Origin of the sequence: Mycobacterium sp. SMC-15, from assembly GCF_045310925.1 — a bacterium.
Taxonomy (GTDB): Bacteria; Actinomycetota; Actinomycetes; order Mycobacteriales; family Mycobacteriaceae; genus Mycobacterium.
Map to the genome: position 1 here is coordinate 176,905 of NZ_JBJIAJ010000004.1, position 26,552 is coordinate 203,456.

At 68.9% G+C, this 26,552-nt stretch carries 25 protein-coding genes; 9 read left to right on the forward strand and 16 right to left on the reverse strand.

What is annotated here, in order from left to right; translation table 11 throughout:
- Nucleotides 1-36: 36 nt before the first annotated feature.
- On the reverse strand, nt 37-1,050 hold the full coding sequence (locus ACJH71_RS07780) for a methionine synthase (protein ID WP_406757443.1): 1,014 nt from the start codon (nt 1,048-1,050) through the stop codon (nt 37-39).
- 52 nt (nt 1,051-1,102) lie between these two features.
- On the opposite strand from ACJH71_RS07780, the gene ACJH71_RS07785 reads away from it, so the two are divergent.
- Complete coding sequence (locus tag ACJH71_RS07785; RefSeq protein WP_406757444.1) at nt 1,103-1,735, forward strand: sensor domain-containing protein; 633 nt, start codon at nt 1,103-1,105, stop codon at nt 1,733-1,735.
- 88 nt (nt 1,736-1,823) lie between these two features.
- Here ACJH71_RS07785 and mnmA read toward each other — a convergent pair whose 3' ends face one another.
- The 9 genes from mnmA to ACJH71_RS07830 all read right to left on the reverse strand — a co-directional run bounded on the left by mnmA (nt 1,824) and on the right by ACJH71_RS07830 (nt 12,194).
- Nucleotides 1,824-2,900 carry a tRNA 2-thiouridine(34) synthase MnmA gene (gene mnmA, locus ACJH71_RS07790; protein ID WP_406757445.1) on the reverse strand — a complete coding sequence of 359 codons (1,077 nt, stop codon included), beginning with the start codon at nt 2,898-2,900 and terminating at the stop codon, nt 1,824-1,826.
- Entirely contained in the window at nt 2,897-4,081 is a 1,185-nt protein-coding gene (locus ACJH71_RS07795) for a cysteine desulfurase family protein (RefSeq protein WP_406757446.1), read from the reverse strand. The genes mnmA and ACJH71_RS07795 overlap by 4 nt, the downstream gene beginning before the upstream one ends.
- Before the next feature lie 62 nt (nt 4,082-4,143).
- Entirely contained in the window at nt 4,144-4,947 is an 804-nt protein-coding gene (locus tag ACJH71_RS07800) for a lysophospholipid acyltransferase family protein (protein ID WP_406757447.1), read from the reverse strand.
- 11 nt (nt 4,948-4,958) lie between these two features.
- Nucleotides 4,959-5,825, reverse strand: a complete 867-nt coding sequence (locus tag ACJH71_RS07805) for a GNAT family N-acetyltransferase (RefSeq protein ID WP_406757448.1) — start codon at nt 5,823-5,825, stop codon at nt 4,959-4,961.
- 176 nt (nt 5,826-6,001) lie between these two features.
- Nucleotides 6,002-6,730 carry an SDR family NAD(P)-dependent oxidoreductase gene (locus ACJH71_RS07810; protein ID WP_406757449.1) on the reverse strand — a complete coding sequence of 243 codons (729 nt, stop codon included), beginning with the start codon at nt 6,728-6,730 and terminating at the stop codon, nt 6,002-6,004.
- Nucleotides 6,727-7,470, reverse strand: coding sequence for an SDR family oxidoreductase (locus ACJH71_RS07815; protein WP_406757450.1), 744 nt, complete (start codon nt 7,468-7,470; stop codon nt 6,727-6,729). The genes ACJH71_RS07810 and ACJH71_RS07815 overlap by 4 nt, the downstream gene beginning before the upstream one ends.
- 122 nt (nt 7,471-7,592) lie before the next feature.
- Nucleotides 7,593-10,397, reverse strand: coding sequence for an AAA family ATPase (locus ACJH71_RS07820; RefSeq protein ID WP_406757451.1), 2,805 nt, complete (start codon nt 10,395-10,397; stop codon nt 7,593-7,595).
- 10 nt (nt 10,398-10,407) lie between these two features.
- A complete protein-coding gene (locus ACJH71_RS07825) occupies nt 10,408-11,364 on the reverse strand; it encodes an electron transfer flavoprotein subunit alpha/FixB family protein (RefSeq protein WP_406757452.1) in 957 nt (318 codons plus the stop codon).
- A 38-nt stretch (nt 11,365-11,402) separates the two neighbouring features.
- Nucleotides 11,403-12,194 (reverse strand): electron transfer flavoprotein subunit beta/FixA family protein, encoded by a 792-nt coding sequence (locus ACJH71_RS07830; protein WP_406757453.1) that lies wholly within the window; start codon nt 12,192-12,194, stop codon nt 11,403-11,405.
- Between the two features lie 196 nt (nt 12,195-12,390).
- Between ACJH71_RS07830 and ACJH71_RS07835 the strand changes: the two genes are divergently transcribed.
- Genes ACJH71_RS07835 through ACJH71_RS07850 form a run of 4 tightly spaced genes read left to right on the forward strand, consistent with a single transcriptional unit; the run spans nt 12,391 to nt 17,163 of the window.
- The gene (locus ACJH71_RS07835) at nt 12,391-13,188 is read left to right on the forward strand and encodes a class I SAM-dependent methyltransferase (RefSeq protein ID WP_406757454.1); all 798 of its coding nucleotides are present in this window, start codon (nt 12,391-12,393) and stop codon (nt 13,186-13,188) included.
- A complete protein-coding gene (locus ACJH71_RS07840; protein ID WP_406757455.1) occupies nt 13,185-14,720 on the forward strand; it encodes a 1,4-alpha-glucan branching protein domain-containing protein in 1,536 nt (511 codons plus the stop codon). The genes ACJH71_RS07835 and ACJH71_RS07840 overlap by 4 nt, the downstream gene beginning before the upstream one ends.
- A gap of 55 nt (nt 14,721-14,775) precedes the next feature.
- Nucleotides 14,776-16,020 (forward strand): glycosyltransferase family 4 protein, encoded by a 1,245-nt coding sequence (locus ACJH71_RS07845; protein WP_406757456.1) that lies wholly within the window; start codon nt 14,776-14,778, stop codon nt 16,018-16,020.
- Nucleotides 16,021-16,029: 9 nt separating this feature from the next.
- Nucleotides 16,030-17,163, forward strand: coding sequence for an NDMA-dependent alcohol dehydrogenase (locus ACJH71_RS07850; protein WP_406757457.1), 1,134 nt, complete (start codon nt 16,030-16,032; stop codon nt 17,161-17,163).
- A gap of 12 nt (nt 17,164-17,175) precedes the next feature.
- Here the strand turns inward: ACJH71_RS07850 and ACJH71_RS07855 are convergent, their stop codons facing one another.
- Nucleotides 17,176-18,942, reverse strand: coding sequence for a flavin-containing monooxygenase (locus ACJH71_RS07855; RefSeq protein WP_406757458.1), 1,767 nt, complete (start codon nt 18,940-18,942; stop codon nt 17,176-17,178).
- A 74-nt stretch (nt 18,943-19,016) separates the two neighbouring features.
- A complete protein-coding gene (locus ACJH71_RS07860; RefSeq protein ID WP_406757459.1) occupies nt 19,017-19,625 on the reverse strand; it encodes a TetR/AcrR family transcriptional regulator in 609 nt (202 codons plus the stop codon).
- A 91-nt stretch (nt 19,626-19,716) separates the two neighbouring features.
- Here ACJH71_RS07860 and ACJH71_RS07865 point away from each other — a divergent pair, with 91 nt between their 5' ends.
- Nucleotides 19,717-20,289 (forward strand): TetR/AcrR family transcriptional regulator, encoded by a 573-nt coding sequence (locus tag ACJH71_RS07865; protein ID WP_406757460.1) that lies wholly within the window; start codon nt 19,717-19,719, stop codon nt 20,287-20,289.
- A gap of 14 nt (nt 20,290-20,303) precedes the next feature.
- Here ACJH71_RS07865 and ACJH71_RS07870 read toward each other — a convergent pair whose 3' ends face one another.
- Entirely contained in the window at nt 20,304-20,627 is a 324-nt protein-coding gene (locus ACJH71_RS07870; protein WP_406757461.1) for a TfoX/Sxy family protein, read from the reverse strand.
- Nucleotides 20,627-21,385 (reverse strand): alpha/beta fold hydrolase, encoded by a 759-nt coding sequence (locus ACJH71_RS07875; RefSeq protein ID WP_406757462.1) that lies wholly within the window; start codon nt 21,383-21,385, stop codon nt 20,627-20,629. The genes ACJH71_RS07870 and ACJH71_RS07875 overlap by 1 nt, the downstream gene beginning before the upstream one ends.
- Before the next feature lie 174 nt (nt 21,386-21,559).
- Between ACJH71_RS07875 and ACJH71_RS07880 the strand changes: the two genes are divergently transcribed.
- Nucleotides 21,560-22,219 (forward strand): winged helix-turn-helix transcriptional regulator, encoded by a 660-nt coding sequence (locus tag ACJH71_RS07880; RefSeq protein WP_406757463.1) that lies wholly within the window; start codon nt 21,560-21,562, stop codon nt 22,217-22,219.
- Here ACJH71_RS07880 and ACJH71_RS07885 read toward each other — a convergent pair.
- Nucleotides 22,182-23,129: an alpha/beta hydrolase gene (locus ACJH71_RS07885; RefSeq protein ID WP_406757464.1), complete on the reverse strand. Its 948-nt coding sequence runs from the start codon at nt 23,127-23,129 to the stop codon at nt 22,182-22,184. The two genes, ACJH71_RS07880 and ACJH71_RS07885, sit on opposite strands and share 38 nt — an antisense overlap.
- Nucleotides 23,129-24,598 carry an aldehyde dehydrogenase gene (locus ACJH71_RS07890; RefSeq protein WP_406757465.1) on the reverse strand — a complete coding sequence of 490 codons (1,470 nt, stop codon included), beginning with the start codon at nt 24,596-24,598 and terminating at the stop codon, nt 23,129-23,131. The genes ACJH71_RS07885 and ACJH71_RS07890 overlap by 1 nt, the downstream gene beginning before the upstream one ends.
- 92 nt (nt 24,599-24,690) lie before the next feature.
- Here ACJH71_RS07890 and ACJH71_RS07895 point away from each other — a divergent pair, with 92 nt between their 5' ends.
- Together ACJH71_RS07895 and ACJH71_RS07900 are read left to right on the forward strand one after the other, a co-directional pair.
- Entirely contained in the window at nt 24,691-25,668 is a 978-nt protein-coding gene (locus ACJH71_RS07895; RefSeq protein WP_406757466.1) for an LLM class flavin-dependent oxidoreductase, read from the forward strand.
- A gap of 36 nt (nt 25,669-25,704) precedes the next feature.
- Nucleotides 25,705-26,550, forward strand: a complete 846-nt coding sequence (locus tag ACJH71_RS07900; protein ID WP_406757467.1) for a class I SAM-dependent methyltransferase — start codon at nt 25,705-25,707, stop codon at nt 26,548-26,550.
- Nucleotides 26,551-26,552: the final 2 nt, after the last annotated feature.

The window sequence follows — 26,552 nt, forward strand, 5'->3', positions numbered from 1 at the left end:
CAGGCCGGTGATCAATGCGCAACCTTTTGGTTGCCCTTAGATCGCCTCGGGGTCGCTGGCCATCGCCTCGCCCACCTTGCGCACCAGCCCTACCGCGGCGCGCGCCCAGGCGGCGCTGGCACCGGCCATCCCGCAGACCGGACTGATCCCGACCCGCTGCGCCAACACCGAGCGGGGGAATCCGATCCGGTCGGTGATCGCTGCAACCGCGGTCGCCAGCTCTTCAACGTCGGGCGTCCGCACCGGCGCCAGCGCGGGAACCAGTCCCATCACCACGGTGCGGCCGGAGTCGAGGAAGGCACCGATCTGGTCGTAGTCGGCGGATTCCAACGCGGTGCAGTCCAACGCCAGCGCAGTGATAGCGCTGCGCTGCAACACATTCCACGGAAGTCCCGATGCACAACTGTGCACCAGCACCTCGCCCCCGATCGTTTCGACACAGCCGTCGAGCAGCGCACTGGCCACCGCCTCGTCGATGGCGGCCACCGGGCTCAACGCGGTCACGCCGGCCAGCCGGCCGGTCACCGCGGCGGCCAGCGACGGCTCGTCGAGCTGCACGATCACCGGTGTGTCGAGCCGGCGAGACAGCTCGGCGCGGTGTGACTTGAGGCCCTCGGCCAGCGACGCGGCCAGGTCACGCATCGCACCGCGGTCGGTGATCGCCCGGTGCCCATTGGCCAGCTCCACCTCCGCGGCCAGAGTCAACGGACCGGCCGCCTGCACCTTCACCGGATGCCCGCTACCGCGCAGGCCGGCGACTTCCCACGCCTCTTCCAGCGCATCGGCGTCCTCACCGAGCAGACTCACCGCGCGCCGGCTCACCGCTCCAGGACGCGCCGCCAGCCGGTAGCCACGCGGGGCGGTGTCGATGGCGATGTCGACCAGCAGCGCGCCGGTCCGACCGATCATGTCGGCGCCCACGCCACGCCCTGGCAGCTCGACCAGGTGGGCCAGGCTGCCACCCAACTCACCGACCACCACCTCGGCCGCCGCACGCGCCGAGGTGCCCGGCCACGACCCCAATCCGGTCCCGGTGGCGAAAGCACTCACCGGGCAACCGTATTGAAGTGACATGGCCCCGGGTACGGCGGGCTAGCCTTCGATGGTGAGGATGTCGCGGCTGGTGCCGATCTGGGCGGTGACAGCAGCGGTGGTGGGCTGCACCCGGCTGGTCGACGGGACCGCGCTGCCACCGGTGGCGCTGCCGGCGCCCGCCGGCGTCGTGGATCTCGGCCGGATCATGCTCGGCACGCCCCGGATGCGGGCCATCGTCGGCGCCGACGAGCAGCTGACGGTCATCCCCACCATGGATTCCAGCTCTCCAACCGACATCGACGACCTCGCCGCCACCATCCCGCCGCCGTGCCGTTTCATCTTCGCCGAGACCGCGGTGTTCGGATCCGCCGCGACGCGTTTCCACAAAACCACCTACCAGTACCCGCCCAAGGCCGCGCTGGTCTCCGAGGGCGCGGCCGTCTATCCCGATACCGAGGCCGCCCACCACGCTCTCGACACGCTGGTGAACACGGTCGCCGAGTGCGCCGACACCGCTGCCGGGCCGGGACTGGTCAGCGACTGGGATTCCGACGATGAGTCCCTGCGCACTCACGCCGGTGCCTGTGGCCGGGCCTACCAGGTCAAGTCGGTGGTGCTGTTGGAGGTCACCTACTGCGGCTTTTCGCAGGCCGACGCCGACCTGGTGGTGACGAATATGGCTTCGGCGGTGCCCGGTTAGGCGCGCTTGCGCGCGCCGAACGTGCATCCAGGGCGAGAAAATCGCCGGATCGTCGCACTCAGTACACGTTCGGCGCTGAAAGCTGGAGTTATGCGCCGGTGGCGGCGATGGTGGCGCTGGCGATCACTTCGTCGCCGTGCGCGTCCGGGCGGTAGCAGGCCAGGGTCTGGCCGCGGGCCACGCCGCGCAACGGCTCGCGCAGTCGCACCTGCAACATGTCGCCGACCAGTTCGGCGACCGCGCCGACGGTCTCACCATGGGCGCGCACCTGCACCTCGCACTCGACCGGGCCGCGCCACGGCTGCCCGGAGGTGAACACCGGTGCCCGCCCGGTCAGCTCCACCACCCGCAAGTCGGCGGCCGATCCGACGGTGACGGTGCCGGTCGCGGCGTCGATACCGGTGACGTAGCGCGGCTGGCCGTCCGGGCCGGGCCCAGCGATGCCCAGACCCTTGCGCTGACCGATGGTGAAACCGTGCACTCCGTCGTGCTGCGCCAGCACCGACCCGCCGGTGTCCACCACGGCCCCGGGCCGTACCCCGATGTGCCCCCCGAGGAAGGTGCGGGTGTCGCCGGTCGGGATGAAGCAGATGTCGTGGCTGTCGGGCTTGCTCGCCACCGCCAGGCCGCGTTCGGCGGCTTCGGCACGGATCTGCGGCTTGGGGGTGTCCCCGATCGGGAACGCCGCGTGCCGGAGCTGCTCTGCCGAGAGCACCGCGAGCACATAGGACTGGTCCTTGTCGGGGTCCACCGCGCGGCGCAGTCGACCGCCGGCCAGCCGGGCGTAGTGACCGGTGGCGACCATGTCGAAGCCCAGGGCGAGCGCTCGGGCGGCCACCGCGGAGAACTTGATCTTCTCGTTGCACCGCATGCACGGGTTGGGTGTCTCGCCGCGGGCGTAGGACTCGACGAAATCGTCGATCACCTCGTCCTTGAACTGCTCGGAGAAATCCCACACATAGAACGGAATGCCCAGCACGTCGGCGACGCGACGGGCGTCGTCGGAGTCTTCCCGCGAGCAGCAGCCGCGCGAGCCGGTGCGCAGGGTGCCCGGATTACGCGACAGTGCCAGATGCACGCCGACCACGTCGTGGCCGGCATCGACCATGCGGGCCGCCGCCACCGAGGAGTCCACTCCGCCGCTCATCGCCACGACGACCTTCATCGCGCTACCCCCGCGGCGGCCAGCATCGCATGGCGGGCCCGGTCCACCGCGCCGGGCAGCACCGCCAGCACGGCGTCGACGTCACCGTCGACGCTGGTGTGCCCCAACGACAGTCGCAGCGATCCCCGGGCGGCGACCGGGTCAGCGCCCATCGCGGTCAGCACGTGCGAGGGCTGCGGCACACCGGCGGTGCAGGCAGATCCGGTGGAGCATTCGATGCCGTTGGCGTCCAACAGCATCAGCAGGGAGTCGCCTTCGCAGCCGGCGAAGGTGAAGTGCGCGTTGCCGGGCAGCCGCTGGGTGCGCGACCCGTTGACCCGGGTGTTGTCGATCCGGGCGAGCACGCCGTCGATGAGCCGATCACGCAGGCCCGCAACCCGGTCTGCGGTGGACTCCAACGAGCCCACGGCGACCTGGAGCGCCGCTGCCATTCCGACTGCCCCGGCTACATCGGGTGTGCCGGAACGGATGTCACGCTCCTGTCCCCCACCGTGCGTCAGCGGTACACAGGTCACGTCACGACGAATCAGCAGTGCGCCGGTGCCGCACGGCCCGCCGAACTTGTGGGCGGTCAGGCTCAGCGCCGACAACCCGCTGGCAGCGAAATCGACCGGCAGCTGCCCGACGGCCTGCACCGCGTCGGAATGCATCGGTACCCCGAACTGCGCGGCGATCGCGGCCAGTTCAGCAACCGGCAACACCGTTCCGACTTCGTTATTGGCCCACATCACCGACACCAGGGCGACGTCGTCGGCGCGGCCGGCGTCCAATTCCTCGCGCAGCGCATCCGGTGACACCGACCCGTCGGCGTCGGTGGGCAGCCAGGTGATCTCGGCGCCCTCGTGTTCGGCGAGCCAGCCCACCGAATCCAGCACCGCGTGGTGCTCGACTTCAGTGGTGATGATCCGGCGCCGCCGCGCATCGGCGTCGCGGCGGGCCCAATAGATGCCCTTGACGGCCAGGTTGTCGCCGTCGGTGCCGCCGGAGGTGAAAACCACTTCAGAGGGGCGTGCGCCCAGCCCTGCTGCAATGGATTCGCGGGACTCCTCCATGCGACGACGCGCGGCGCGGCCCGCGGCATGCAGCGAGGAGGCGTTGCCGACGGTCCCCAGCACAGCTGCCATCGCCTCGATGGCCTGCGGGTGCATCGGGGTGGTGGCAGCGTGATCCAGATAGACCATGACCTGCTAAGGATACCGGGCACTTCGCGACGGCCCAGCGTTGCGGCGGGCGGCCAGGGTGCTCAACAAGCGATGCGGGCTCGTCGGCGCGGCCGCACCCGCCAGCCCGCCGCCGCCTGGCAACGAGCGGCCAGCTCACGCCGATCGGTTCCCGGCAGCTGCAGGGCGGCGACGTGCACCTGTGCGACAGTGCGTCGCGCGGTGATCAAACGACGCATCGAGGCCAGCAGGCTGTCGTCGCCGACAAATGCGGGCAGGGTCGACGGCGACCCGTCGTGATGGTGGTAGGTGAGCTGCAGGGGCTGCACCGGTCGTGCCGCGTCCACGGCGGCCTGGAACATCGCCGGATAGAACCGGCCGTGGGCCCGTCCACACCAGGTGGTGCCTTCCGGGAACGCCACGACCGTGCGGCCGGCCCGCAATCGCGCCGCCACCGTCTCCACCACCACCGGCAACCCGCGCAGACTGTCCCGCTCGATGGGGATGATCCGCATCAGGCGGGCCAACGCTCCGATACCGGGCCAGCTGATCAGGTCGGCGCGCGCCACGAAAGTCCCCGGCGATACCGCACCGATCACGAACACATCCAGCCAGGACACGTGCGGGCTGACCACCAACATGCCGCGCAGGTTGCGTACCGGCCCGCCGGTGGTCGTCACCCGCACCCCGAAGCAGCGCAACACCACCCGGCAGCCGCCACGCTGCAGCCGGGCACGACCCGGAATCGGGACCGCCAGCAGTGGCAGCAGCGGCGCCAGCAGCACCACCAGGGCCAGCCGTAGCGCCGCCACCCCCGGGAACGGCCGCTCGCTACCGCCCCGGACGCATCGCGGGGTGCAGCCGGCCCGGGGCGCCCAGGCGTTCACCGCCGTTTGGTTCACGCGTGTGCGGCGGTGTCGGCAGCCTCAGGAGCTCCCGCCACCACCGACGCCGCGGACACCGACCGCAGCCGGCGCAGGTAGCGGGTGTCGGCCTCGCTGCGGCGCAGCAGGGCCGGGAAGTCCCCCACACCGAAGGCCGGGTCGTGGGCCGGTTCACCGCAGACTCGTGCGCCCAGACGCAGGTAGCCCCGCAGCAGCGGCGGCATGGTTGGCCGAGTCGGCGGCGCGATCTCGTCGAGGCCCTTACCGTCGATCACCACCGGCCGATACGGAGTCACCCGGTGTGGGGAGGCGTGACGCCGCCGCACGAAATCGCGGACCCCGCGGATCTGACTACCGGGAGCGCCCTCACCGCGCACCGGCACCGATACGCAGCCGGTGATGTAGTCGTACTGGTAGCGGTCCAGGTAGGCCAGGATGCCGGCCCACATCAACAGCACGACGGCGCCATTACGGTGCCCCGGCCGAACCACGGCGCGACCCATTTCGACCAGCGACGGCCGCAGCGGGTCCAGCGCGGTGACATCGAATTCACTTGCGCTGTAAAGGCCTCCGGCGGCGATAGCCCCGGTGGGAGGAAGCATCCGGTAGCAGCCGACCAGCTCTCCGGAGTCGTCGTCGCGCACCAGCAGGTGGTCGCAGTACTCGTCGAAATGGTCGGCGTCCAGGCCGGGGCGGCCGGTGCCGGTGTCGGTCAGGCAAAAGCCCGGCTCGGTGCTGAACACCTCGAATCGCAGCCGCTGCGCGGCTTCGATCATGGCGGGGTCGGTAGACAACAGCAGCGAGTAGCGCGGGTTGTCGGTCCCGGAAGCGGGAGAATCGGTGGCGGGCTCAGGGGCGATGAGAACAGAACCAGTGCTCACACTCGTCACGGTCGCGCAGCCAGGCAGCGACCAGGCAATCACGGCGTGACATGTCGGTGCACGCTTGATGACGACTTGTGCGCATTGGTGAACAACGCCCAACGGGCGTTGAGATTGCATCTACGGTCGTGAATCGATGTCATGCACAACCATCAGTGCAATCTCAACGCCGCGGCTCAGGCAGCGGCCCCGCCGCCGTCGGCGTGCAGGGTCGAGCCGGTGATGAAACTGGACCGCGGCGAGGCGAGGAACAGCACGGCTTCGGCGATCTCGGCGGCGTGAGCGGTGCGCCCGAGCGGAAGCGCCCGGCCCAGTTCATCGTTGACGTCACCCCATTCGGCGACCACCCCCTCGGTGGCGGTCGGTCCCGGGGCAACACTGTTGACGCGTACGCCGTGCGGGCCGAATTCAGCGGCCCAGGTGCGCGTCAGCGACTCCAACGCGGCTTTGGACGCGCTGTAGCTCGACGCACCGGGGACGCCCTTGAAGGCGACCATGCTGGTGACATTGACGATGCTGCCGCGCCCACGCCGCAGCATCCCCGGCGCCAAGGCGGCGACCAGGAAATAGGCACCGCGCACGTTGGTGTCGAACGTCGACTCGAACGATGCCACGTCCTGTTCCACGGTCAGTGCGCCGGGGAAGCTGGCGGCGTTGTTCACCAGGATGTCGACGCCGTCACCGCATTGGCGCACCAGAGCTTTCACCGAATCGAGGTCGGACAGGTCCGCAGCCACAAATCGCACCCCGCCACCGAGTTCGGCGACGGCGGCGGCACCACGCTTCGCCGAGCGGCCGGTGATGATCACCTCGGCGCCGTGCCGCGCCAGCAGGCGTGCGGATTCCAGTCCGATGCCCGCGGTCCCGCCCGTCACCAATGCGGTCTGCCCCGCCAGCTCGTTCATTGCCCCGCCAGCCAATCGGCCAGCCGGGTGGACGCCAGGGTGGCGTCGTCGCCGGTGACCAGGCCGGTGTCGCCGATCTTGGTGCCGAAGTAGACCGCGGCCGGGTCGACGACGATCGGGAGGTTCTCGCCGCGGTGGGCCAGTACCAGCGCCGCCATTTCGGCGAAGGTCAGCTTCTCCGGGCCACCGATGTCGACGATGCCGTCGACCGGCGCGCCCTGCGCGGCCCGGGCCACTTCGGCGGCCACCTCGGCACCGGCGATCGGCTGGATCAGGCCTTCGGGGGCCCGGACTTCGCCGTCGACGGTGATCGACGCAACGATGCCGTCGGCGAACTCGTGGAACTGGGTGGCGCGGACGATGGTGTAGGGCAACCCGGAGTCGGCGATGATGCGTTCCTGGGCGACCTTGGCTCGCATGTAACCGCTGTCGGGCAGTCCGTCGCAGTTCACGATGGACAGCACGACATAGTGGCCGACGTCAGCGGCTTTGGCCGCGGCCACCTGATTGGTGGTGGACGTGGTGAAGAAATCCAGCACCGGGCCGTCGGCGAAGTCCGGCGAGTTGACCACGTCGACCAGCACGTCGGCCCCCGACAGGGCCTCGGCCAGGCCATCGCCGGTCAGCACGTCGACACCCGAATTGCGGGCGGCTGCCACGGTCTCGTGGCCCGCGGCACGCAGCAGCTCAACGACCTTGGTGCCGATCTGCCCGCTGGCACCCATCACAGTGATCTTCATCCTCGACACACCCTCTCGCCTCAGCACGATTTCGATACCTCGACCCTGGCACCGCGCAGTGCGTGGGGGAACCCCGGAAAGTCCGTAGTCTGCTGTCCTACCGGCGGGGTTTGGGGCCCCGGTCAGCGACCGGCCGCGGTGTCGCGCAGTTCCCGGCGTGAGCGGATGCCCAGCTTGGCGAAGACCTTGCGCAGGTGCCATTCGACGGTGTGGGCACTGATGAACAGCTGCGCCCCAATCTCGACATTGGTCAACCCGGCACCGGCCAGCTCGGCGATCTGCTGCTCCTGCGGTGTCATCACATCACCGCCGGCAGCGGTCCTGGTGCCGACCTTGTCCCCGATCGCCTGCAGTTCGCGGCGGCTGCGCTGCGCAAAGGCCTGCGCCCCGAAACCGGTGAACATCTCGTGGGCGGTGCGCAGCTGCGTACGCGCGTCGCCGCGCCGCTTCTCGCGACGCAGCCATTCCCCGTACACCAGGTGCGCACGCGCCAGGTCCACGGCGATCCGGGTGCGCCCCAGCCGCTCGACGGCCTCGACATAGTGGTCCTCGGCGGTCGCTGAGTCGCACAGCAGCGCACGCGAGCGAGCCAGCACTCCCAGCCCCCAGTCCGTTCCGCTGACGGTGGCGCGTTCGGCCAGCTGCGCCAGTGCCTCGGCGGCCAACGGCTGCTCACCGCCGCGCGCCCCGGCCTCCACCAGTTCGGCCAGGTTCCACCCGTAGAGGCCCAGATCCTCGTACTCCAGCACCCGGCGCAGCCCCTCGCACGCCGACTGGTAGCGGCCCAGCCCGTTGTAGAGCACCGCGGAGGCGTAGCCGATCAGCGCGGTGATACGGCCCTCTCCGCGGGCCGCCCCGCTGCGGGCCGCGGCGTCGATCAGCACCCTCGCCTCGGCTTCCTCGCCCGTCCAGGCCGCCAGCGCCAGCGCGTGGTAGCGCACCGGCGCCTGACCGACCGCTGCGGTCAGCGCGTCGGCGTCTGCGATCAGCGCGCGCGCCGCGGCGAACTCCCCCGCCTGTACGTGCACGCCGGCCCGGGTTGTCAACGCGATCGGCAGCATGGCCAGCGCACCGGTGTCGGTCGCGACCCGCACGGCGTCGCCTGCGATCCGATACCAGGCCTCGTCGTCCCACACGTCGTGCACAGCGGCCTCGTACCCGATCGGAAACGCCTGCCATGACCAGGTGTTCGGGGTCAGTGCGGCAATCGCGGCGCGCATCGGCTCCAGGCCGGCTTGGCAGCCGGCACTGATGCGGGTGGTCAGCGCAAGCAGCAGCAGATCGGCCGGCCGGTTCGGGGCCGTCCGCACACCCGCTGCCAGTGCCGCCGCAGTGTGATGGCGCACCTGCGCGCCGAACGCCCGGCCCGCGTACATTGCCGCGCTGACCGCTTCCAGCAGGGTCTCTTGCGCCATCACCGCATCAATAGACTCCAAATGACTTGCTGCGCTGAAGAACTGGTGAACCGAATCAAGAATGGTTGCGGCGTGACCGCTGCCGCGGCCACGGGTGAATCCCAACTGCGCGCGCATCCGGAACAATCGGGCACGCTGCAGCTCGTCGAGCGGCGCCAGCTCAGCGGCACCCAACAGTGCTGCGGCCGCGTCTATTTCGGCCACCGCCAGCTTGGCTTCGGCTGCCCCGAGCGCACGGGATCCGCGCCGCAGCGGGTCGGGGGTCAGTTCGGTGGCACGGGCTAAAAACGCTGCTGCTGCAGCGGTTCCACCGCGTAACGCCGCACGGTCGGCGGAGCATTCCAGCTCTGCGGCGACCGATTCTTCCGGGCCGGCTGCCGCATGGGCGCGATGCCACGCCCGCCGGTCGGGGTCGTGTGCCGGGTCGGTGGCCTGCGCCAGCGCGCGGTGGGCATCCCGGCGGCCCTCCAGACTCGCCGCGCGGTAGATCGCCGAGCGCACCAGCGGATGCCGGAACCGCACCCGCGCGCCCACCTCGATCAGGCCGGCCTGCTCGGCCGGGGCCAGGGCCGCAACCGCCAGACCCAGCTCACCGGCCGCCCGCAGCAGCAGCGCCGCATCCCCCACCGGCTCGGCGGCAGCCAGCAACAACAGCCGTTGGGCATCGTCGGGCAGCCCATGAACCCGGGCCAGGTAATGGCGTTCGATCTGTCCCGCCACCGGCACCACGTCGGGGCGGTAGTAGCCGCCGGCCAGCTCGGCCGCGGACAACCCCCGCGGCAGTTCCAGCAGTGCCAGCGGGTTGCCATGCGTCTCGGCGACGATCCGGTCGGCGACCTGGGGGTCGATCCGGCCCGGCAACGCCGATTCCAGCACGGCGCGTGCGTCGGAGTCCGCCAGGCCGCGCAGCATCAGCTTCGGCAGCCCGGTCAGGCCGTCGACGGGTTCACGCAGTGCGCACACCAGTGCGATCGGCTCGGCCCGCAGTCGCCGTGCCACGAACCCCAGCGTCTGAGCCGAAACCCGATCGAGCCACTGGGCGTCGTCGATCAGACACAGCACCGGCTGCCGGGCAGCGATCCCGGCCAGCAGCCCCAACACTGCCAGGCCGACCAGAAATCGGTCGGGCGCCGACCCGCTGCTCATGCCGAAGGCAATGGCCAGCGCCTCGCGCTGTGGTTCGGGCAGCAGGTCGATCCCGTCGGCCGCGGGTGCGCACAGCTGCTGCAGCCCGGCGAACGCCAGCTCCATGTCGGACTCCACCCCGGCCGCCCGGATCACGTGAAAATCCGGCGCGGACTCGGCCAGGTAATCGAGCAGAGCGGTTTTGCCGATCCCGGCCTCGCCACGCAGCACCAGCACCTGAGGGCGGCCGCCACGGGCGGCCGCGAGGGTTTCGCGCAGCTGCGCGCACTCGGCGTCGCGGCCCCGCAAAGACGACAAAACCCCCGACACGCCAGGCGTGCGGGGGCTTTGACGATTGGCGGCCGGGCGGGCCCGGCGAACGCCCATAGAGGTCTTCTTAACCCTTGCGGGCCTTGATCGCCTCGGTCAGCTGCGGGGTGACCTTGAACAGGTCGCCGACGATGCCGAAATCGGCGATCTCGAAGATCGGCGCTTCCTCGTCCTTGTTGACCACGACGATGGTCTTGGACGTCTGCATGCCGGCCCGGTGCTGGATCGCACCGGAGATGCCCAGCGCGATGTACAGCTGCGGCGAAACCGTCTTGCCGGTCTGGCCGATCTGGAACTGGCCCGGGTAGTAGCCCGAGTCCACCGCGGCACGCGAGGCACCGACGGCCGCGCCGAGCGAGTCGGCCAGCTCCTCGACCACCGAGAAGCTCTCGGCGCTGCCGACACCGCGACCACCGGACACCACGATGGGGGCCTCGGTGAGCTCCGGCCGGTCACCGGCCACGGCCGGCTGACGCGAGGTGATCTTGGTGGCGTTCTCGGCGGCCGCGGGCACCTCGACGGTGACCTGCTCGCCCGCGCCGGCGGCCGGCGCGGGCTCGACCGCACCCGCACGCACGGTGATGACCGGGAGCTCCCCGGTGGGCTCGGCCTCGACGGTGTAGGCACCACCAAAGATCGAGTGCACCACCTTGGCGCCTGCCTTGACCTCGACCACGTCGACCAGCAGTCCGGAACCGATCCGGGCAGCCAGGCGGCCGGCGACCTCTTTGCCGTCGGCAGTGGCAGCGATCAGCACCGCGGCCGGAGCGGCCGTCTCGGCCAGCCCGGCCAGCACGTCGACGACCGGGGTGAGCAGGTAGCTGTCCACCACGTCGGACTCGGCGACGTAGATCTTGGCGGCGCCGGCCTCCTTCAGACCGTCCACCAGCGGGGCGGCGGTGCCGGGGGCACCGACGACGACCGCGGACGGCTCACCGAGCTCACGCGCGGCGGTGATCAGTTCGGAGCTGACCTTCTTCAGTGCTCCGTCGGCGTGCTCAACGAGCACAAGTACTTCAGCCATGTCTATTTTCTTCCGTCTTCGCTAGGTCCGGGGATCGCTTAGATGATCTTCTGGGCAACCAGGTACCCGGCGATCTTGGTGCCGCCATCGCCCTCGTCGGTCACCTTCTCGCCAGCGGTCTTCGGCGGCTTCGGAGTCGAAGCAGTCACCTTGGTACCGGCGTTGGCGACACCGACCTCGTCGGCCTCAACGCCGATCTCGGCCAGCGTGAGCACGGTGACTTCCTTCTTCTTGGCGGCCATGATGCCCTTGAAGGAGGGGAAGCGCGGCTCGTTGATCTTCTCGTTGACGCTCACCACGGCCGGCAGCGAAGCCTCCAGGGTGAACAGGCCTTCGTCAGTCTCCCGCTCGCCGGTGACCTTGCCGTCCTCGACGGTCAGCTTGCGCAGGTGGGTCAGCTGCGGCAGACCCAGGTACTCGGCGATGATCGCCGGAACCGCGCCGCCGACACCGTCGGTCGACTCGTTGCCGGCGATGACCAGCTCGGTGCCCTCGATGGCGCCCAGGGCGCGCGCCAGAGCCCAACCGGTCTGGACGACGTCGGAACCCTTCATGCCGTCGTCGAGGATGTGCACGGCCTTGTCAGCCCCCATCGACAGCGCCTTGCGGATCGCCTCGGTGGCCCGCTCCGGGCCGGCGGTCAGCACGGTGACGGTGCCTTCGGCGCCTTCCTTCTCCCGGATCTGCAGCGCCTCTTCGACGGCCCGCTCGTTGATCTCATCGAGCACGGCGTCGGCAGCGTCACGGTCCAGCGTGAAGTCACCGTCGGTGAGCTTGCGCTCCGACCAGGTGTCTGGGACCTGTTTGATCAGGACCACGATGTTCGTCATGAGTGTGGTTCGTCCTCCTCGAAGGGGTCCTGCAGCGGCGGGCCACAAGACTTCGGTAGCGATTCACGCAGCCGCACGAGAATGTTACTCACCGGTAACTTAATGCGGTTCGCGTGTACAGCGTAGCGGGTCGTGATAATGCCATGTGGGGTAGCCGGTTCATGGACCGCGCCCTTCGCGTTAGCCTGCCTGTGCGATGAAATCTACGAATGCCGCCGGAGACTCCACCGGCACGCCGCCCAGCGACAGCACGCTGACGCTGACCGGGGAGCGCACCATTCCCGGACTGGACGTCGAGAACTACTGGTTCCGACGTCACGAGGTGGTCTACCAGCAGCTGGCGCCGCGCTGTAGCGGCCGCGACGTCCTGGAGGCCGGATTCGGCGAGGGCTACGGCGCCGACCTCATCGCGCGCGTGGCCCAGCGGGTGATCGGCGTGGATTACGACGACTCGGCGGTGGCCCACGTACGGGCCCGCTACCCGCGCGTCGAAGCCGTCCAGGGAAACCTCGCCGACTTGCCGCTGCCCGACGCGGCCGTGGACGTGGTGGTCAACTTCCAAGTCATCGAGCACCTCTGGGACCAGGGGCAGTTCATCGCCGAATGCGCCCGCGTGCTGCGGCCCGGCGGCTTGCTGATGGTGTCCACTCCCAACCGGATCACCTTCTCCCCCGGCCGCGACACACCGATCAACCCGTTCCACACCCGCGAACTCAATGCCGCCGAGCTCACCGAGCTGCTGCTCGAGGGCGGATTCGACATGGACGGCATGTTCGGGGTTTTTCACGGACCAGTCCTGGCCGAGATGGACGCCCGGCACGGCGGCTCGATCATCGACGCCCAGATCGCGCGGGCGGTCGCCGACGCGCCTTGGCCGGCCGACTTGCTGGCCGACGTCGCCGCCGTCACCAGCGACGATTTCGACATCCTCGAAGCCTCGCAGCGCGACATTGACGACAGCCTGGACCTGGTGGCGATCGCGGTGCGCCGGTGACCGAAGAATCCAACGGCTCGGTACCGGGCCTGTTCACCCTGGTGCTGCACACCCACCTGCCCTGGCTGGCACACCACGGCCGCTGGCCGGTCGGCGAGGAGTGGCTCTACCAGTCCTGGTCGGCGGCGTACCTGCCGCTGGTGCGGGTGCTGCGGACGCTGGCCGCCGAAGGCCGGCGAAACCTGCTCACGCTCGGGGTGACACCGGTGGTCGCCGCCCAGCTCGACGACCCGTACTGCCTGGACGGCATGCACCACTGGCTGGCGAACTGGCAGCTGCGCGCCGCGCAGGCCACCACCTTGGCCGACATCCGCCCGTTCGGGCTGCACGAATGCGCCGCCGCCGAACAGGCTCTCGAGGAGTTCGCGCTGCTGTGGCGCCACGGCGCCAGCCCGCTGCTCCGGGAGCTGGTACAGGCGCAGACGGTGGAACTGCTCGGCGGTCCGCTGGCCCACCCGTTCCAACCTCTGCTGGCGCCACGACTGCGCCAGTTCGCGCTGCACGAGGGATTGGCCGACGCTCGAGCGCGGCTGGCCCACACCCCCACCGGAATCTGGGCGCCGGAATGCGCGTACACGCCCGGCCTGGAAACCGAGTACGCGGCCGCCGGGATTTCGCACTTCATGGTCGACGGCCCGTCGCTGCACGGCGACACCACACTGGGCCGACCGGTCGGTGACTCCGACGTGATCGCGTTCGGCCGTGACCTTGCAGTCAGCTACCGGGTGTGGTCGCCGAAGTCGGGCTATCCCGGGCATGACGCCTACCGGGATTTCCACACCTATGACCACCGCACCGGGTTGAAGCCGTCCCGGGTGACGGGCCGCAACGTCTCCCCCGAGCAGAAGGCGCCGTACGACCCGCAGCGCGCCGATGCCGCGATCGATGCCCACGTCGCCGATTTCGTCGAGGTGGTCCGGGGCCGCCTGCAGTCCGAGTCCGAGCGGATCGGCCGACCGGCCCACGTGGTCGCCGCATTCGACACCGAACTGTTCGGCCACTGGTGGTACGAGGGACCGACCTGGCTGGCCCGGGTGCTGCGGGCACTGCCCGAAGCGGGGGTTCGCGTCGGGACCCTCACCGATGCCATCAACGCCGGATACGTCGGCGAGGCGGTCGAACTGCCGCCCAGCTCGTGGGGTTCGGGCAAGGACTGGCGGGTGTGGTCCGGCGAGAAGGTCGCCGACCTGGTGCAGCTGAACTCCGAGGTGACCGAGACCGCGTTGGGCGCCGTCGACAAGGCCCTGTCCCAGACGGCTGCGCCGTCGGGTCCCGCCCCGCGCGACCGGGTCGCCGACCAGATCCTGCGTGAGGCACTGCTGACGGTCTCCAGCGACTGGCCCTTCATGGTCAGCAAGGACTCCGCCGCCGACTACGCCCGCTATCGCGCACAGCTGCACGCGCACGCCACCCGCGAGATCGCCGACGCACTGGCCGGCGGTCACCGAGACACCGCACAGCGCTTGGCCGACGGCTGGAATAAGGCCGACGGCCTGTTCGGCGCACTGGATGCCCGTAGGCTGCCACGGTGACCCCCCACCTCCGGACCTCGCACCGCTACGGTGCGCGTCAGAACGGAACCGCCGCGTGAAAATCCTGATGGTGTCGTGGGAATACCCGCCGGTGGTGATCGGCGGGTTGGGTCGGCATGTCCATCACCTGTCGACCGCGCTGGCCGCCGCCGGGCACGACGTCGTCGTCCTATGCCGGCGCCCCTATGGCACCGACCCGAGTACGCACCCGTCGTCCGACGAGATCAGCGAGGGCGTGCGGGTGGTCGCCGCGGCCCAAGACCCGCACGAATTCTCCTTCGGCGAAGACATGATGGCCTGGACACTGGCGATGGGTCATTCGATGGTCCGCGCCGGACTGTCGCTCAAGATCGACGGCGGCCAGAGCGTGTGGCGCCCCGATCTGGTGCACGCCCACGACTGGCTGGTTGCACACCCCGCGATCGCACTTGCCGAATTCTATGATGTGCCATTGGTTTCCACGATCCATGCCACCGAGGCCGGACGTCACTCCGGCTGGGTGTCCGGAGCGCTGAGCCGTCAGGTGCACGCGGTGGAATCGTGGCTGGTTCGCGAATCCGACTCGCTGATCACCTGTTCGGCCTCGATGCGGGACGAGATCACCGACCTGTTCGGTCCCGGACTCGCCGAAACCACCGTGATCCGCAATGGCATCGACGCCGCACGGTGGCCGTTCGCCCGCCGCCAGCCCCGCACCGGCCCGCCGGAAATCCTGTTCGTCGGGCGACTCGAATACGAGAAGGGCGTGCACGACATCATCGCGGCCCTGCCGCGGATCCGGCGCGCCCACCCGGGAACCACGCTGACCATCGCCGGCGACGGCACCCAGCAGGACTGGCTGATCGAGTGCGCCCGAAAGAGCCGGGTACTCAAGGCAACCCGGTTTATCGGCCGGGTCGACCACGACGAACTGTTGGCACTGTTGCACCGGGCCGACGCGGCGGCACTGCCCAGCCACTACGAACCGTTCGGCCTGGCGGCGCTGGAGGCCGCTGCCGCCGGGACCCCGCTGGTGGTGGCCAACGTGGGCGGATTGGGCGAGGCGGTGATCAACGGCGAAACCGGTATGTCCTGCCCGCCGCGCGACGTGCCGGCCCTGGCCGCGGCCGTCTGCCACGTGCTCGATGACCCGGCCGCCGCCCAGTGCCGCGCCGTCGCCGCCCGGGAGCGGCTCAGCTCCGACTTCGATTGGCACACCGTGGCCGACGAGACCGCCCAGGTGTACCTGGCGGCCAAACGCCGCCTGCGGGACCCGCAGCCACGCCGCCCGATCATCGAGCACGCACTGCCGGACCGGTAACCCTGGCCGATGAAGAGCCGCGCCGCGATCCTGCGAACCTACGGTGGGCCCTGGTCGGTTGAGGAGTTCGAGCTCGATCCGCCGCGCACCGGCGAGGTCTTGGTCCGCATGGCCGCGGCGGGTCTGTGCCATTCCGACGAACACATCCGCCAGGGCCACCTGGCCCCGCCGGCGCAGAGCGCTCCCACCGCTCCGACGATCGGCGGCCACGAGGGCTCCGGGGTGGTTGTACAGGTCGGCGACGGTGTCACGGGGTTGTCCCCCGGCGATCATGTGGTGACGTCATTCGTGGCGGTCTGCGGTCAATGTCATTGGTGTTCTTCGGGGATGGAGTACATCTGTGATGCCGGCGCGGGAACCATGCTGCCCGGAATGCCCACTGACGGGACCTTCCGCCACCACGGCGCAGACGGCCGGGACCTGGCGCATGTCTCCAAGATCGGCGCCTTCGCCGAACACACCGTTGTCTCGGCCGCCTCCCTGGTCAAGATCGACCCGGACCTGCCTCTGCTTCCCGCGGCCCTGCTGGCCTGCGCGGTGCCGACCGGGTACGGCTCGGCGGCCTATCGCGCCGGTGTGCGCGGCGGGGACACCGTCGTGGTCATCGGGGTGGGCGGCATCGGCACGGCCGCCGTCCAGGGCGCCCGTATCAACGGCGCCGTCCGGATCGTCGCGGTGGATCCCGTTGCCTTCAAGCGGGAATCGGCACCGACGTTCGGCGCCACGCATACCGCGGCCAGCACCGGCGAGGCGTTCGAGACAGTCCGCGACCTGACGCGCGGTGTGATGGCCGACGCCGTGGTGGTGTCCCCATCGGTCATCACCGATTCCGACATCGAAGATGCCCTGCGACTGACCCGCAAGGCCGGGACCTGTGTGCTGACCGGGATGGCGGTGCAGGGCACCCGGACCAGCATCGATCCCCAGGACATGATGTTGATGAACAAGAACCTGTGCGGCACCGTCTTCGGCTCGTGCAATCCGCGGACCGACATCCCGCTGTTGGCCACGCTCTACGAGGCGGGCCGACTGCAACTCGACGAGATGGTCACCAAGCGTTACCGGCTCGAGGACGTCAATGAGGCTTACGCAGACCTCGCCCGCGGCGAATTGATCAGGGGCGTCATCGACTTCGGGCTCTAGCCCCGCCCGCCGTCATCGAGTGACGGTGAATCCTTCCAGGGCACCGGAGTCTCGCCACGCACCCAGGATGTCGGCGTATTCGGTGGGGCTGCCGAAGAAGAAACTGTCCTGCCGCAGCCGGGCGTTGGCGTGACCCTCGCGGTTGTAATAACCCGGGGTGCAGGACTCGCGCCGCCCGGCGATGACGTCGGAACGCGCCACCACGGCATCAACCCAGCCCTGTTCGGCGTCCTCGGTGACCTCCAGCGCGGCCACGCCCTGCTGCAACGCATGGGCGATCACCCACGCCACGTGCCGCGACTGGGTGTCGATCAGGTAGGGAAAGTTCACCGTGAACCCGGATTGGGCGATGCTCTCGATGAAGCAGTTCGGGAAGCCGCTCACGTGCAGGCCGTGGAAGGTACGCACACCGTCGGCCCACTTGTCGGTCAGGGTCACGCCGTCGCGCCCGATGACCTCGAAGCCGGTGCGCCGGCAATAGTCGGTGCCTACCTCGAAACCCGTCGCGAAAATCAGGCAGTCCAACGGGTATTCGGCGCCGTCGACCACCACGCCGGAAGAGGTGATCCGCTCGACTCCGAGGCCTTTCGTGTCGACCAGGGTGACGTTGTCGCGGTTGAAGGCCTGCAGGTATCCGTCGTGGAAGCACGGCCGCTTGCAGTAGTACCCGTACCACGGCTTGAGTGCCTCGGCGGTGGCCGGATCGTCCACCAGCGCGTCGACGCGGCCGCGGATCTCGTCCATCTTGGCGAAGTCGGCCATCTCGGCGGCATTCGGGCCACCCTCATCGACTATCGGCATCTGCTTGGTCAGGCTGGTCCAGGCGTCATCGACCAGGTCCTCGTCGGCGGTGCCGCCCGCGGTCAGGATCTGAAAGTTCTCCATGCGGCGCTGTTGCCAGCCCGGCTCCAGTGCCGCCGCCCACTGCGGGTCGGTCGGCCGGTTGCCGCGTACATCCACCGTCGACGGCGTGCGCTGAAAGACGTAGAGGTGCCCGGCCGCCTCGGCCAATCGCGGCACGCACTGGATGGCGGTAGCGCCGGTGCCGACGATCCCGACCCGTTTGTCGGCCATCCGGGCCAGATCCGCACCGGTGTAGTCGTAGTCCCAGCGGCTGGTGTGAAAGGTCCGGCCGGCGAACTCGTCGATGCCGGGAATACCCGGCAACTTCGGCTTCTGCAGGTAGCCATTGGCCATCGACACGAATCTGGCCCGGAATGCGTCGCCGCGATTGGTGCTGATCCGCCAGCGTGATGTCGCCTGTTCCCAACGGATTTCGGTGACCTCGGTCTGCAGGCAGGCGTCGCGGTACAAGTCGTAGTGGCGGGCGATGCGCTGACAGTGCGCGAAGATCTCCGGGCCTTTGGCGTATTTCTCGGTCGGCACGTAGCCGAGTTCCTCCAGCAGCGGCATGTAGACGTAGGACTCCACGTCGCAGGCGATACCCGGATACCGATTCCAGTACCAGGTGCCCCCGACATCGGCCGCCTTGTCGATCAGCCGAATGCTTCCCACCCCGAGCTCGCGCAGCCGGGCGCCGGTCAGCAAACCCCCGAAACCGGCTCCCACGATCGCGACGTCGACCTCATCGGCCAGCGGCTCCCGGGTGAACCCCGGCTGCGCCCACGGGTCCTGCGCGAACCGGGCAAAGCGGCCCACCACCTCGACGTACTGGTCGATCCCGTCGTTTCGCAGGCGCCGCTGGCGTTCCCGGGTGTACTTGTCCCGCAGGGCATTCGGATCAAACTCCTGCCCCTGCAGATCCTGGACATCGGTCACTATCAGGCACCTCCGGAACGCCGCAAAGCCAGCCCAGCAACGCCGATCAGCATATAATCAATCAGTTGATCATATCAATGGCCGTCGAACAGGGTTCCCCTGATCAGCCGCTTCGCGGCGGCCAGCGCCGCCTGATAGGTCTCCGGCGAGCCGGTCGCCGCCAACTCGGTCAGGCCATAGACCAGGGCGTAGGTGACCTCGACTTCCGGCCGCGTTGCGCTGGCGTCGCGATGAGTGCCGTCGTGCACGATCCCGGTGATGATGTCGCGCAGCGCCTCGAGCCCCCCGCTGCCGGCCTCCCCCGGATACACGGTGACGGCATTCTGAGCGCGTATCGCCCACTCGAAGGTGGCGAGATCGGGATGCTCGCGCATGAGGTTGCCGGACTCGTCGAGCAGGGCCTCGATCCGGTCGACCACGGTGCCGGGCCGCTGCGCGGCGCGCCGCAGTCGCGGCAGCGCGATCTCGGCCCGCGCGGCGATGGCGGCCGCCACCAGTTCGGCCTTGTTCGGAAAATAGTTGTAGATGTTGGCGCTGGTGACACCCGCGGTACTCGCGATCTGACGGATCGTGGTCCGCGCGTAGCCCAATTCGGCTACACACGCAATGGTGGCGGCGATGATCCGCTGGCGGGTCTGGCCGCCGACGGCGCCGACCGGGCGGCCCAGCTGCGGAGTCGACATGGACACATCCTCGCAGCCCTCGACACCGGCGCTCGACAACCGGCACTGTGTGTGACCCGCCGGATCGCCGGCGGGTTAATCTGAGGTGATCATGCCCCTGACTTCGTCGCCGCGGGGTCGACCGGCTGGAACCAGCAGCGAAGAAACCCGCCAGCGGATCATCAGCGCAGCGATCCGGCGCGTCGCCGAAGTCGGCCGTTCCGGCGCCACTATCCGCGATATCGCCTCCGCCGCCGACGTGACCAGCGCAAGCCTCTACCACTACTTTCCGAACAAGGATGAGCTGATGGCGGCGACCGTGGCCGCCGCACGAGAGATCGCCCTGCCCCGATTACACGCCGCGGCACAGCGGACCGGCACTGTGGCTGATCAGCTGGCCGCGATACTTGCCGAGGCCGATCGGTTGAGCCACGACCACCCGTATCTGGCCGCCTTCGAACGTGCCACGGGCGAGGTCTCGCCGTTGCGCGAGGTCATCGGTGAGGTCGTCGGTGAAGCGCGACGCGGCGGGTCGCTGGCAACCGATGTGGACGGCGACGGCGCCGCGGACGCCGTCTACGCATTGACGCGGGGGTTGACCGAGCAGGCAGCGCAGGCATCACCGGCCGCCTACCGGGTCACTCTGCGCTGCGCCGAAGAACTCATCCGCGGCACGCTGTTCTAGGCTGCTGCCGCGTCCTAAGCGCTTGCCGCGGCGGCGATTCCGATATCAACCCATTCGGCGAGCTGATGCGCAGAACCGATGTGCTCGCCATCGACATGGACCCAGCCACGCATGGTCCGTCCGCCCATCTCCATCGGCTGGGCGGCGGTGGTTTTCAGCAACTGTTCGGCACGCGCGGCACCCACGCGGACCAGCAGCCCACCGGCCATAGCGGCGACTGCGATCTTGCCGGCGACCAGGAACGCCAGGCCGCCGAACATCGCCTTCTCCAGCACCGGTGGGCCATCTGCGGCGAACATCTCCCGCACGCGGGCCGCCAGCTGCGCGTCGTAGGCCACTATTGCCCCGGATGCCAGTCGCGGATCGCCGCGGCGAATTGTTCGGGGGCATCGGAGGGAACGAAATGGCCGGCGCCTTCGACGATCACGGTCTGATGATTGGTCAGCGTCTGTTCCCACTGCCGTAATTCCCTGTCGCCGAAGGCGAAATCGCCGTCACCCCAGATGATCAGCGTCGGCAGCCCCGCGATGGCGGGCAACCCGGATTCGAGGTCGGCGAGAAAGTCTCGGCTGGCGGTGATCTCGCGCGGAAAGACCGCCGACGCCTCTCGACGCGCGGGGCTATCGAGGGCTTTTTGGTAGTGGTCCATCTCCTTGCGGGTGGGCTTGGTGAGGCGGTGCCCGACGGGGATCATGACGTTGACGAAGAGGTTGAACTGTCTGATCAGCAGGCGTCCGATCGGGCCACCCATCACATGCGACATGACCTGCACGAGCGGAGCACCGACGGGCCATGCCCACGTATTGGACAGCACCAACCGTTCGAAGATCTCGGGACGTTGTTGTATGACGGCCAACCCGATCGGACCACCCCAGTCGTGCACCACCAAGGTGATCCCGCTGAGGGCGAGCGCATCGACGAACGCGCCGATCACCTGCGTGTGTTCGGTGGGTAGGTACCGGTAGCCCGGCCCCGCCGCCGACAGGCCGAACCCGGGATAGTCCACCGCGATGCATCGAAAGTCCGGCCGCAACGCTTCGATGATCTTGCGATAGTCGAACGACCAGGTCGGGTTGCCATGCAGGAACAGCAGCACCGGCCCGGATCCCTCATCCACGTAGTGGACGCGGTTCCCGTCGATGTCGAGGAACCGGCTCTCGAACGGAAACAACGTGTCGTCGACCCACGCGGGCCGTTGGGCGTCTGCCATGCCGATCCCCCTTGCCACTTGATATAGTCAAGTTCACTTTAAATTAGCAAGCAGACGGTGATGAGTCGAGACTACGGTCAGTACTGCGGACTTGCCCGGGCCCTGGATGTGGTGGGTGACCGGTGGAATCTGTTGATCGTGCGCCAGCTCCTGATGGGCCCGGCCCGCTACCGCGAGTTGCGCGACGGGCTGTCCGGGGTCGCAACGAACCTGCTGGCCGACCGGCTCCGCGATCTGGAGACCGCGGGGGTCCTCGATCGGCGATTGACCGACGACGGCAAGGCGGTGACCTACGCACTGACCCCCTGGGGCGCGCAACTGCGCGAGCCGATCTACGCGCTGGTCCGCTGGTCCACGCCGTTGATGATCCGCGGCCCCCAGGGCGATGAATTCCGCGCCGAGTGGCTGCGACTGGCCCTTCCCGCCCTGTTCGCCGATCGGGTGGCAGCGGGCCCGTCGGTGGCGGTGGGAGTCGCCGTGGACGGCGGAATGGTTCAACTGCAGGCCACCGAGTCCGGTATCGATGTCGGCGAACCCGACGGGCGTCCGCTTGCTGCCGTGCTGCACACCGAGGCGCCTTTGGTCCTCGGCCTCGCGGCGGGCGTGTTGTGCTTTGACGACGTGGCTGCACTGGTCGAGATCGACGGTGACGAGTCGGCGCTACGCAGGCTCTTCGGCGCGGCTACAGCGCCGCCAGATACCTCACTCGGTGCGCGATAACCCGTTGAGACACCTCGGCTTCGGGCGCAAGCAGGTCGAACGCGTGCGGGCAACCAGGGTACACATGCAGCTCGACGGGGACCCCCGCCGCAACCAGGCGGTGAGCAAAGGCGACGTCCTCCGGCGCGAAGATGTCCAGCCCGCCGACATCGACGTAGGTCGGCGGCAGGCCGGCCAGGTCGTCGGCGCGGGCCGGGGCGGCGTAGCCGTCGGCGCCACCTTCGCCCAGCAGAGCTGACCAGCCGGTGGCGTTGTCGTCGTAGCTCCAGGTGAGCAGGGTGGCGCCCGCGGCGCCCGCCTCGCGGGTGCGGTCGTCGAGCATGGGGTAGATCAACAGCTGAGCTGCGATCGCCGGTCCGCCCCGGTCGCGGGCCAGCAGGCCCACGCCTGCGGCCAGTCCCCCGCCGGCGCTGTCGCCCATCACGGCCAGCCGGGACGCGTCGACTCCTAGGTCGCCGGCGTGCTCGCCGAGCCAGCACAATGCCGCGTAGCAGTCCTGAAGCGGAGTCGGATGCGGGAATTCCGGCGCCACACGGTAATCCACCACCAGCATCGGTACCCCGGAGGCAGCGACGTAGCCGCGCACCGCCGCATCGTAGAGCGGACCCAAGTGTCCCCAGTCCAGGATCATGCCGCCGCCGTGCAGATACAGCGCGGCGCTGCCGGGCTGATCGGCGCCGTTGCGCCGGTACCAGCGCAACGGCAGCGTGCCCCCGTCGCAGGTCAGCGAAAACTCTTTTGTCTCTACGCCGGTGACCGGTGCCAGCGACGCCAGCACCTGATTGAAGGTATGACCCACGTTGCGACGACGTGCGGCGACATCGCCGACCTGCGGCGCCGGCGCATTGTCGGCGCCGTCGCGCATCGCCAGCAACGCCGCCAGCACCTGCGGGTCGGGTGGCCCGGCCATCAGCCTTGCGCCCCACGCACCGCGGTGGCCACCACTTTGGTCTCGAGGTATTCCTCGAAGCCCGCCAATCCCATCTCCCGACCAACTCCCGATTGCTTGTATCCCCCGAACGGTACGTCGGCGGAGTACCACATCCCGCCATTGACGTTGACGGTCCCGGCACGTAGTCGCGACGCCATTCGAGCGGCACGGTCGTAGGTCCCGAACACGGTGGCGGACAATCCATACGGCGAGTCATTGGCGATGCGCAGTGCGTCCGCGTCGCCGTCGTGAGCCAGCACCACCAACACCGGCCCGAAGATCTCCTCGCGGGCCACCCGGGCCTCGTTTGTCAGCCCGCCGATCACCGTCGGCTCGATGAAGAAGCCTCGGTCGACTCCGGCCGGTCGGCCGCCGCCGCAGTGAAACGTCCCGCCTTCGGCGATCGCCAGATCCAGGTAGGACTGCACGCGGTCTCGCTGCTTCGCCGAGATCAGCGGTCCGCACAGCGTTTTCGGATCATTGGGGTCACCCACGGGCACCCGTGACATCGCGGCAGACACCAGGTCGAGCGCCTCGCCGTAGCGTTCACGCGGCACCAGCAGCCGGGTGGTCAGTGCGCACCCCTGGCCGGCATGCATCGCCACCGTCGACGCGGCGGCCGTGCACGCGGCGGACAGGTCGGCGTCATCGAGGACCACGAACGCCGACTTGCCGCCCAGTTCCAAAAAGACCTTCTTGATGGTCTGCGCGGCCGCGGTCATCACCGAGCGACCGGTCGCCGTGGAGCCCGTGAAAGAGACCACGTCGACACGCGGGTCCTGCGCGAGCCGGGCACCGATACGGTGGTCGGACGCGGTGACGATGTTGACCACTCCGGGCGGGAAGTCGGTCTTCTCGGCGATGATCCGACCGACTTCTGCTGCGCACCAGGGGGTGTCGGGTGCCGGCTTGAGGACGACGGTGTTGCCGGCCGCCAGCGCCGGCCCGATCTTGGCGAACGTGACCTGGTGAGGGAAGTTCCACGGGGTGATCGCCCCGACCACGCCGAACGGCTCCCGCACAAGGGTGCGCGCGGTGGTGATGCCCAACGGAGCCGCCACCCCGAGGTCCACCTGCCAGGGGTAGCTCTCCGCAGTGGCGGCCGGGAAATCCAGGTCATCGACGGGAGTCTGCAGCTGGCCCCGATAGGTCAGCGCCCGTGGTGCCCCCACCTCGGCGATGGTGATCTCACGCAGCGTCTCGATCTCGTCGTTGAGCACGTCGCGGAGTTGGCGCAGGCAGTGCACCCGCAAGGCGGTGTCACGGCCCCAGTCCGAGGAGTCGAACGCCGTGCGGGCGGCGGCGACAGCGCGGTCGAGATCGGCGGCGTCACCGTCGGCGGCCGCACCGATGGCTTCCTCGGTGGCCGGGTTGATGGTGTTGAAGGCGCCCGCACCGCCGGCGACCAGCGCGCCGTCGATCAGCAGCGGGGTTGGCGCACCGGTCACAGCCCCTAGGCTAACGGCGGGACGCGGACATAATCAATCGATTGATCATTTCGTGCGCTACGGTGGCGCCCAGGAGGTGACCGACCAATCCCATGCCACTACTGAGCGCCCTGCGGCTGAACATGACGAACATCCCCGGTGCCGAAAATGCCGAGCGGTACCGGGCGGCGTTGGAGATGGCGTCCTATGCCGACGCCAACGGAGTCACCGCGGTCGGCTGCGAAGAACATCATCTTGCGGCCACCGGCTGGCTTCCCGCGCCGCTGTTGATGGCCGCCGCCGTCGCCGGATGCACCACCAACATTCGCATCAGCATCAACGCGCTGCTGATACCGCTCTACGACCCGGTGCGCCTCGCCGAGGACATCGCGGTGCTCGACCAGCTGTCCGCCGGGCGAGTCAGCTTCGTCGCCGGAATCGGTTACCGCCCAGAGGAATACCACGCGGTGGGCAAGGATTTCCGGCGACGGGGCCGCTTGATGGACGAATGCCTCGACGTGCTGCTCAAAGCCTGGGGCGACGAGCCGTTCGAGTACCACGGCCAGCTGATCGACGTGACACCCAAGCCGTACACCAAGCCGCATCCGGTGTTCTTCATCGGCGGGATGAGCACCGCGGCCGCCCGCCGAGCGGCCCGGTTCGGTTTGCCGTTCTCGCCGCCGATGCCCATGCCCGAGATCGAATCGGTGTATCGAGATGAACTGGCACGCAACGGCAAGCAGGGTTTCGTGTTCAGCCCCGAGAACGGCAACACCGTGACTCATCTGACCACCGACCCCGAAGCGGCGTGGGCACGATGTGGTGAGCATTTCCTGCACGAGGCAACCGAATACAGTTCCTGGGCGGTGGCCGAGGTGCCTCGCCCCAACGAGAGTCCGACCGCTACCATCGCCGAGCTGCGCGCATCGGCCAAGATCGAGGTGCTGACTCCCGAAGAGCTCGTGGCACAGTGTCACGCCGGCCGCACCGGGGTGACCCTGCACCCCCTGATCGGCGGCCTGCCGTTGGACGAGGGCTGGGAGAGCCTGCGACTGCTGGTCGAACGGGTGCTGCCCGCAGTGAAACCCTAGCTCCGGCAGCCCGGCTCACCAGTTTTCTCCGATACCATGGGCGCGATGGACCGCCCAGCCGAATCCAAAGTCGACGCCCGTGCGCTGAACGGAGTTTCGGAAACCGCCCTGATGACGCTCAACGGTCGGGCATATCAGGCCGCACACTCCAACGCCATCATCGACGACCCGGAGGCTGTTCGACTCGTCGAGTCCATCGCGTTCGACTTCGACAAGTTCGGACGTCGTGGCCAAGAGATGGCGTTGCGGTCGCTGGCCGTTGATCGATGCGCGACGGCGTATCTGCGTGAGCACCCCGACGCGACGGTTGTCGCACTTGCCGAAGGCTTCCAAACCAGCTTCTGGCGCTTGAGCCGTGCCCTACCCGATCCGCGGTTCAATTGGGTATCAGTGGATTTAGAGCCGGTGATGCGGCTTCGCGAACGATTGCTGCCGACCTCACCGCGCATCACCAACCTGGCGCAGTCGGCGTTGGACTACAGCTGGATGGACCAGGTCGACTCCAGCGCCGGGGTCTTCATCACCGCCGAAGGCCTGCTGATGTATCTGCAGCCGCGCGAGGCGATGGACCTCATCGCGGCGTGCGCCGATCGTTTCCCCGGCGGTCAGATGTTCTTCGACGTCCCACCGACCCTGGTCAAGAAAGTGGCTCCGCGCGGGATGCGTTCATCGCGGCACTATCGCGTGCCCCCGATGCCGTTCAGCCTGTCGCCGCGTCAGCTCGCCGGGCTGTCCCAGACGGTGCCGGGCATCAGTGCCGTGCACGATGTGCCGATACCCAAAGGGCGTGGCCTGTTCTTCGGAACACTGTTCCCGACTTTCTGGCAGTGGGGCCCCATCAAGAATCTCCGGGGCGCCTACACGCTGCTTGAGTTCGCCTGAAA

Coding starts and splice junctions, on each gene's coding strand:
- ACJH71_RS07785 (WP_406757444.1), top strand. CDS start 1,103: ATGGTGAGGATGTCGCGGCTGGTGCCGATCTGGGCGGTGACAGCAGCG.
- mnmA (WP_406757445.1), bottom strand. CDS start 2,900: ATGAAGGTCGTCGTGGCGATGAGCGGCGGAGTGGACTCCTCGGTGGCG.
- ACJH71_RS07795 (WP_406757446.1), bottom strand. CDS start 4,081: ATGGTCTATCTGGATCACGCTGCCACCACCCCGATGCACCCGCAGGCC.
- ACJH71_RS07810 (WP_406757449.1), bottom strand. CDS start 6,730: ATGAACGAGCTGGCGGGGCAGACCGCATTGGTGACGGGCGGGACCGCG.
- ACJH71_RS07815 (WP_406757450.1), bottom strand. CDS start 7,470: ATGAAGATCACTGTGATGGGTGCCAGCGGGCAGATCGGCACCAAGGTC.
- ACJH71_RS07820 (WP_406757451.1), bottom strand. CDS start 10,397: ATGGGCGTTCGCCGGGCCCGCCCGGCCGCCAATCGTCAAAGCCCCCGC.
- ACJH71_RS07825 (WP_406757452.1), bottom strand. CDS start 11,364: ATGGCTGAAGTACTTGTGCTCGTTGAGCACGCCGACGGAGCACTGAAG.
- ACJH71_RS07830 (WP_406757453.1), bottom strand. CDS start 12,194: ATGACGAACATCGTGGTCCTGATCAAACAGGTCCCAGACACCTGGTCG.
- ACJH71_RS07835 (WP_406757454.1), top strand. CDS start 12,391: ATGAAATCTACGAATGCCGCCGGAGACTCCACCGGCACGCCGCCCAGC.
- ACJH71_RS07850 (WP_406757457.1), top strand. CDS start 16,030: ATGAAGAGCCGCGCCGCGATCCTGCGAACCTACGGTGGGCCCTGGTCG.
- ACJH71_RS07860 (WP_406757459.1), bottom strand. CDS start 19,625: ATGTCGACTCCGCAGCTGGGCCGCCCGGTCGGCGCCGTCGGCGGCCAG.
- ACJH71_RS07865 (WP_406757460.1), top strand. CDS start 19,717: ATGCCCCTGACTTCGTCGCCGCGGGGTCGACCGGCTGGAACCAGCAGC.
- ACJH71_RS07880 (WP_406757463.1), top strand. CDS start 21,560: ATGAGTCGAGACTACGGTCAGTACTGCGGACTTGCCCGGGCCCTGGAT.
- ACJH71_RS07885 (WP_406757464.1), bottom strand. CDS start 23,129: ATGGCCGGGCCACCCGACCCGCAGGTGCTGGCGGCGTTGCTGGCGATG.
- ACJH71_RS07895 (WP_406757466.1), top strand. CDS start 24,691: ATGCCACTACTGAGCGCCCTGCGGCTGAACATGACGAACATCCCCGGT.
- ACJH71_RS07900 (WP_406757467.1), top strand. CDS start 25,705: ATGGGCGCGATGGACCGCCCAGCCGAATCCAAAGTCGACGCCCGTGCG.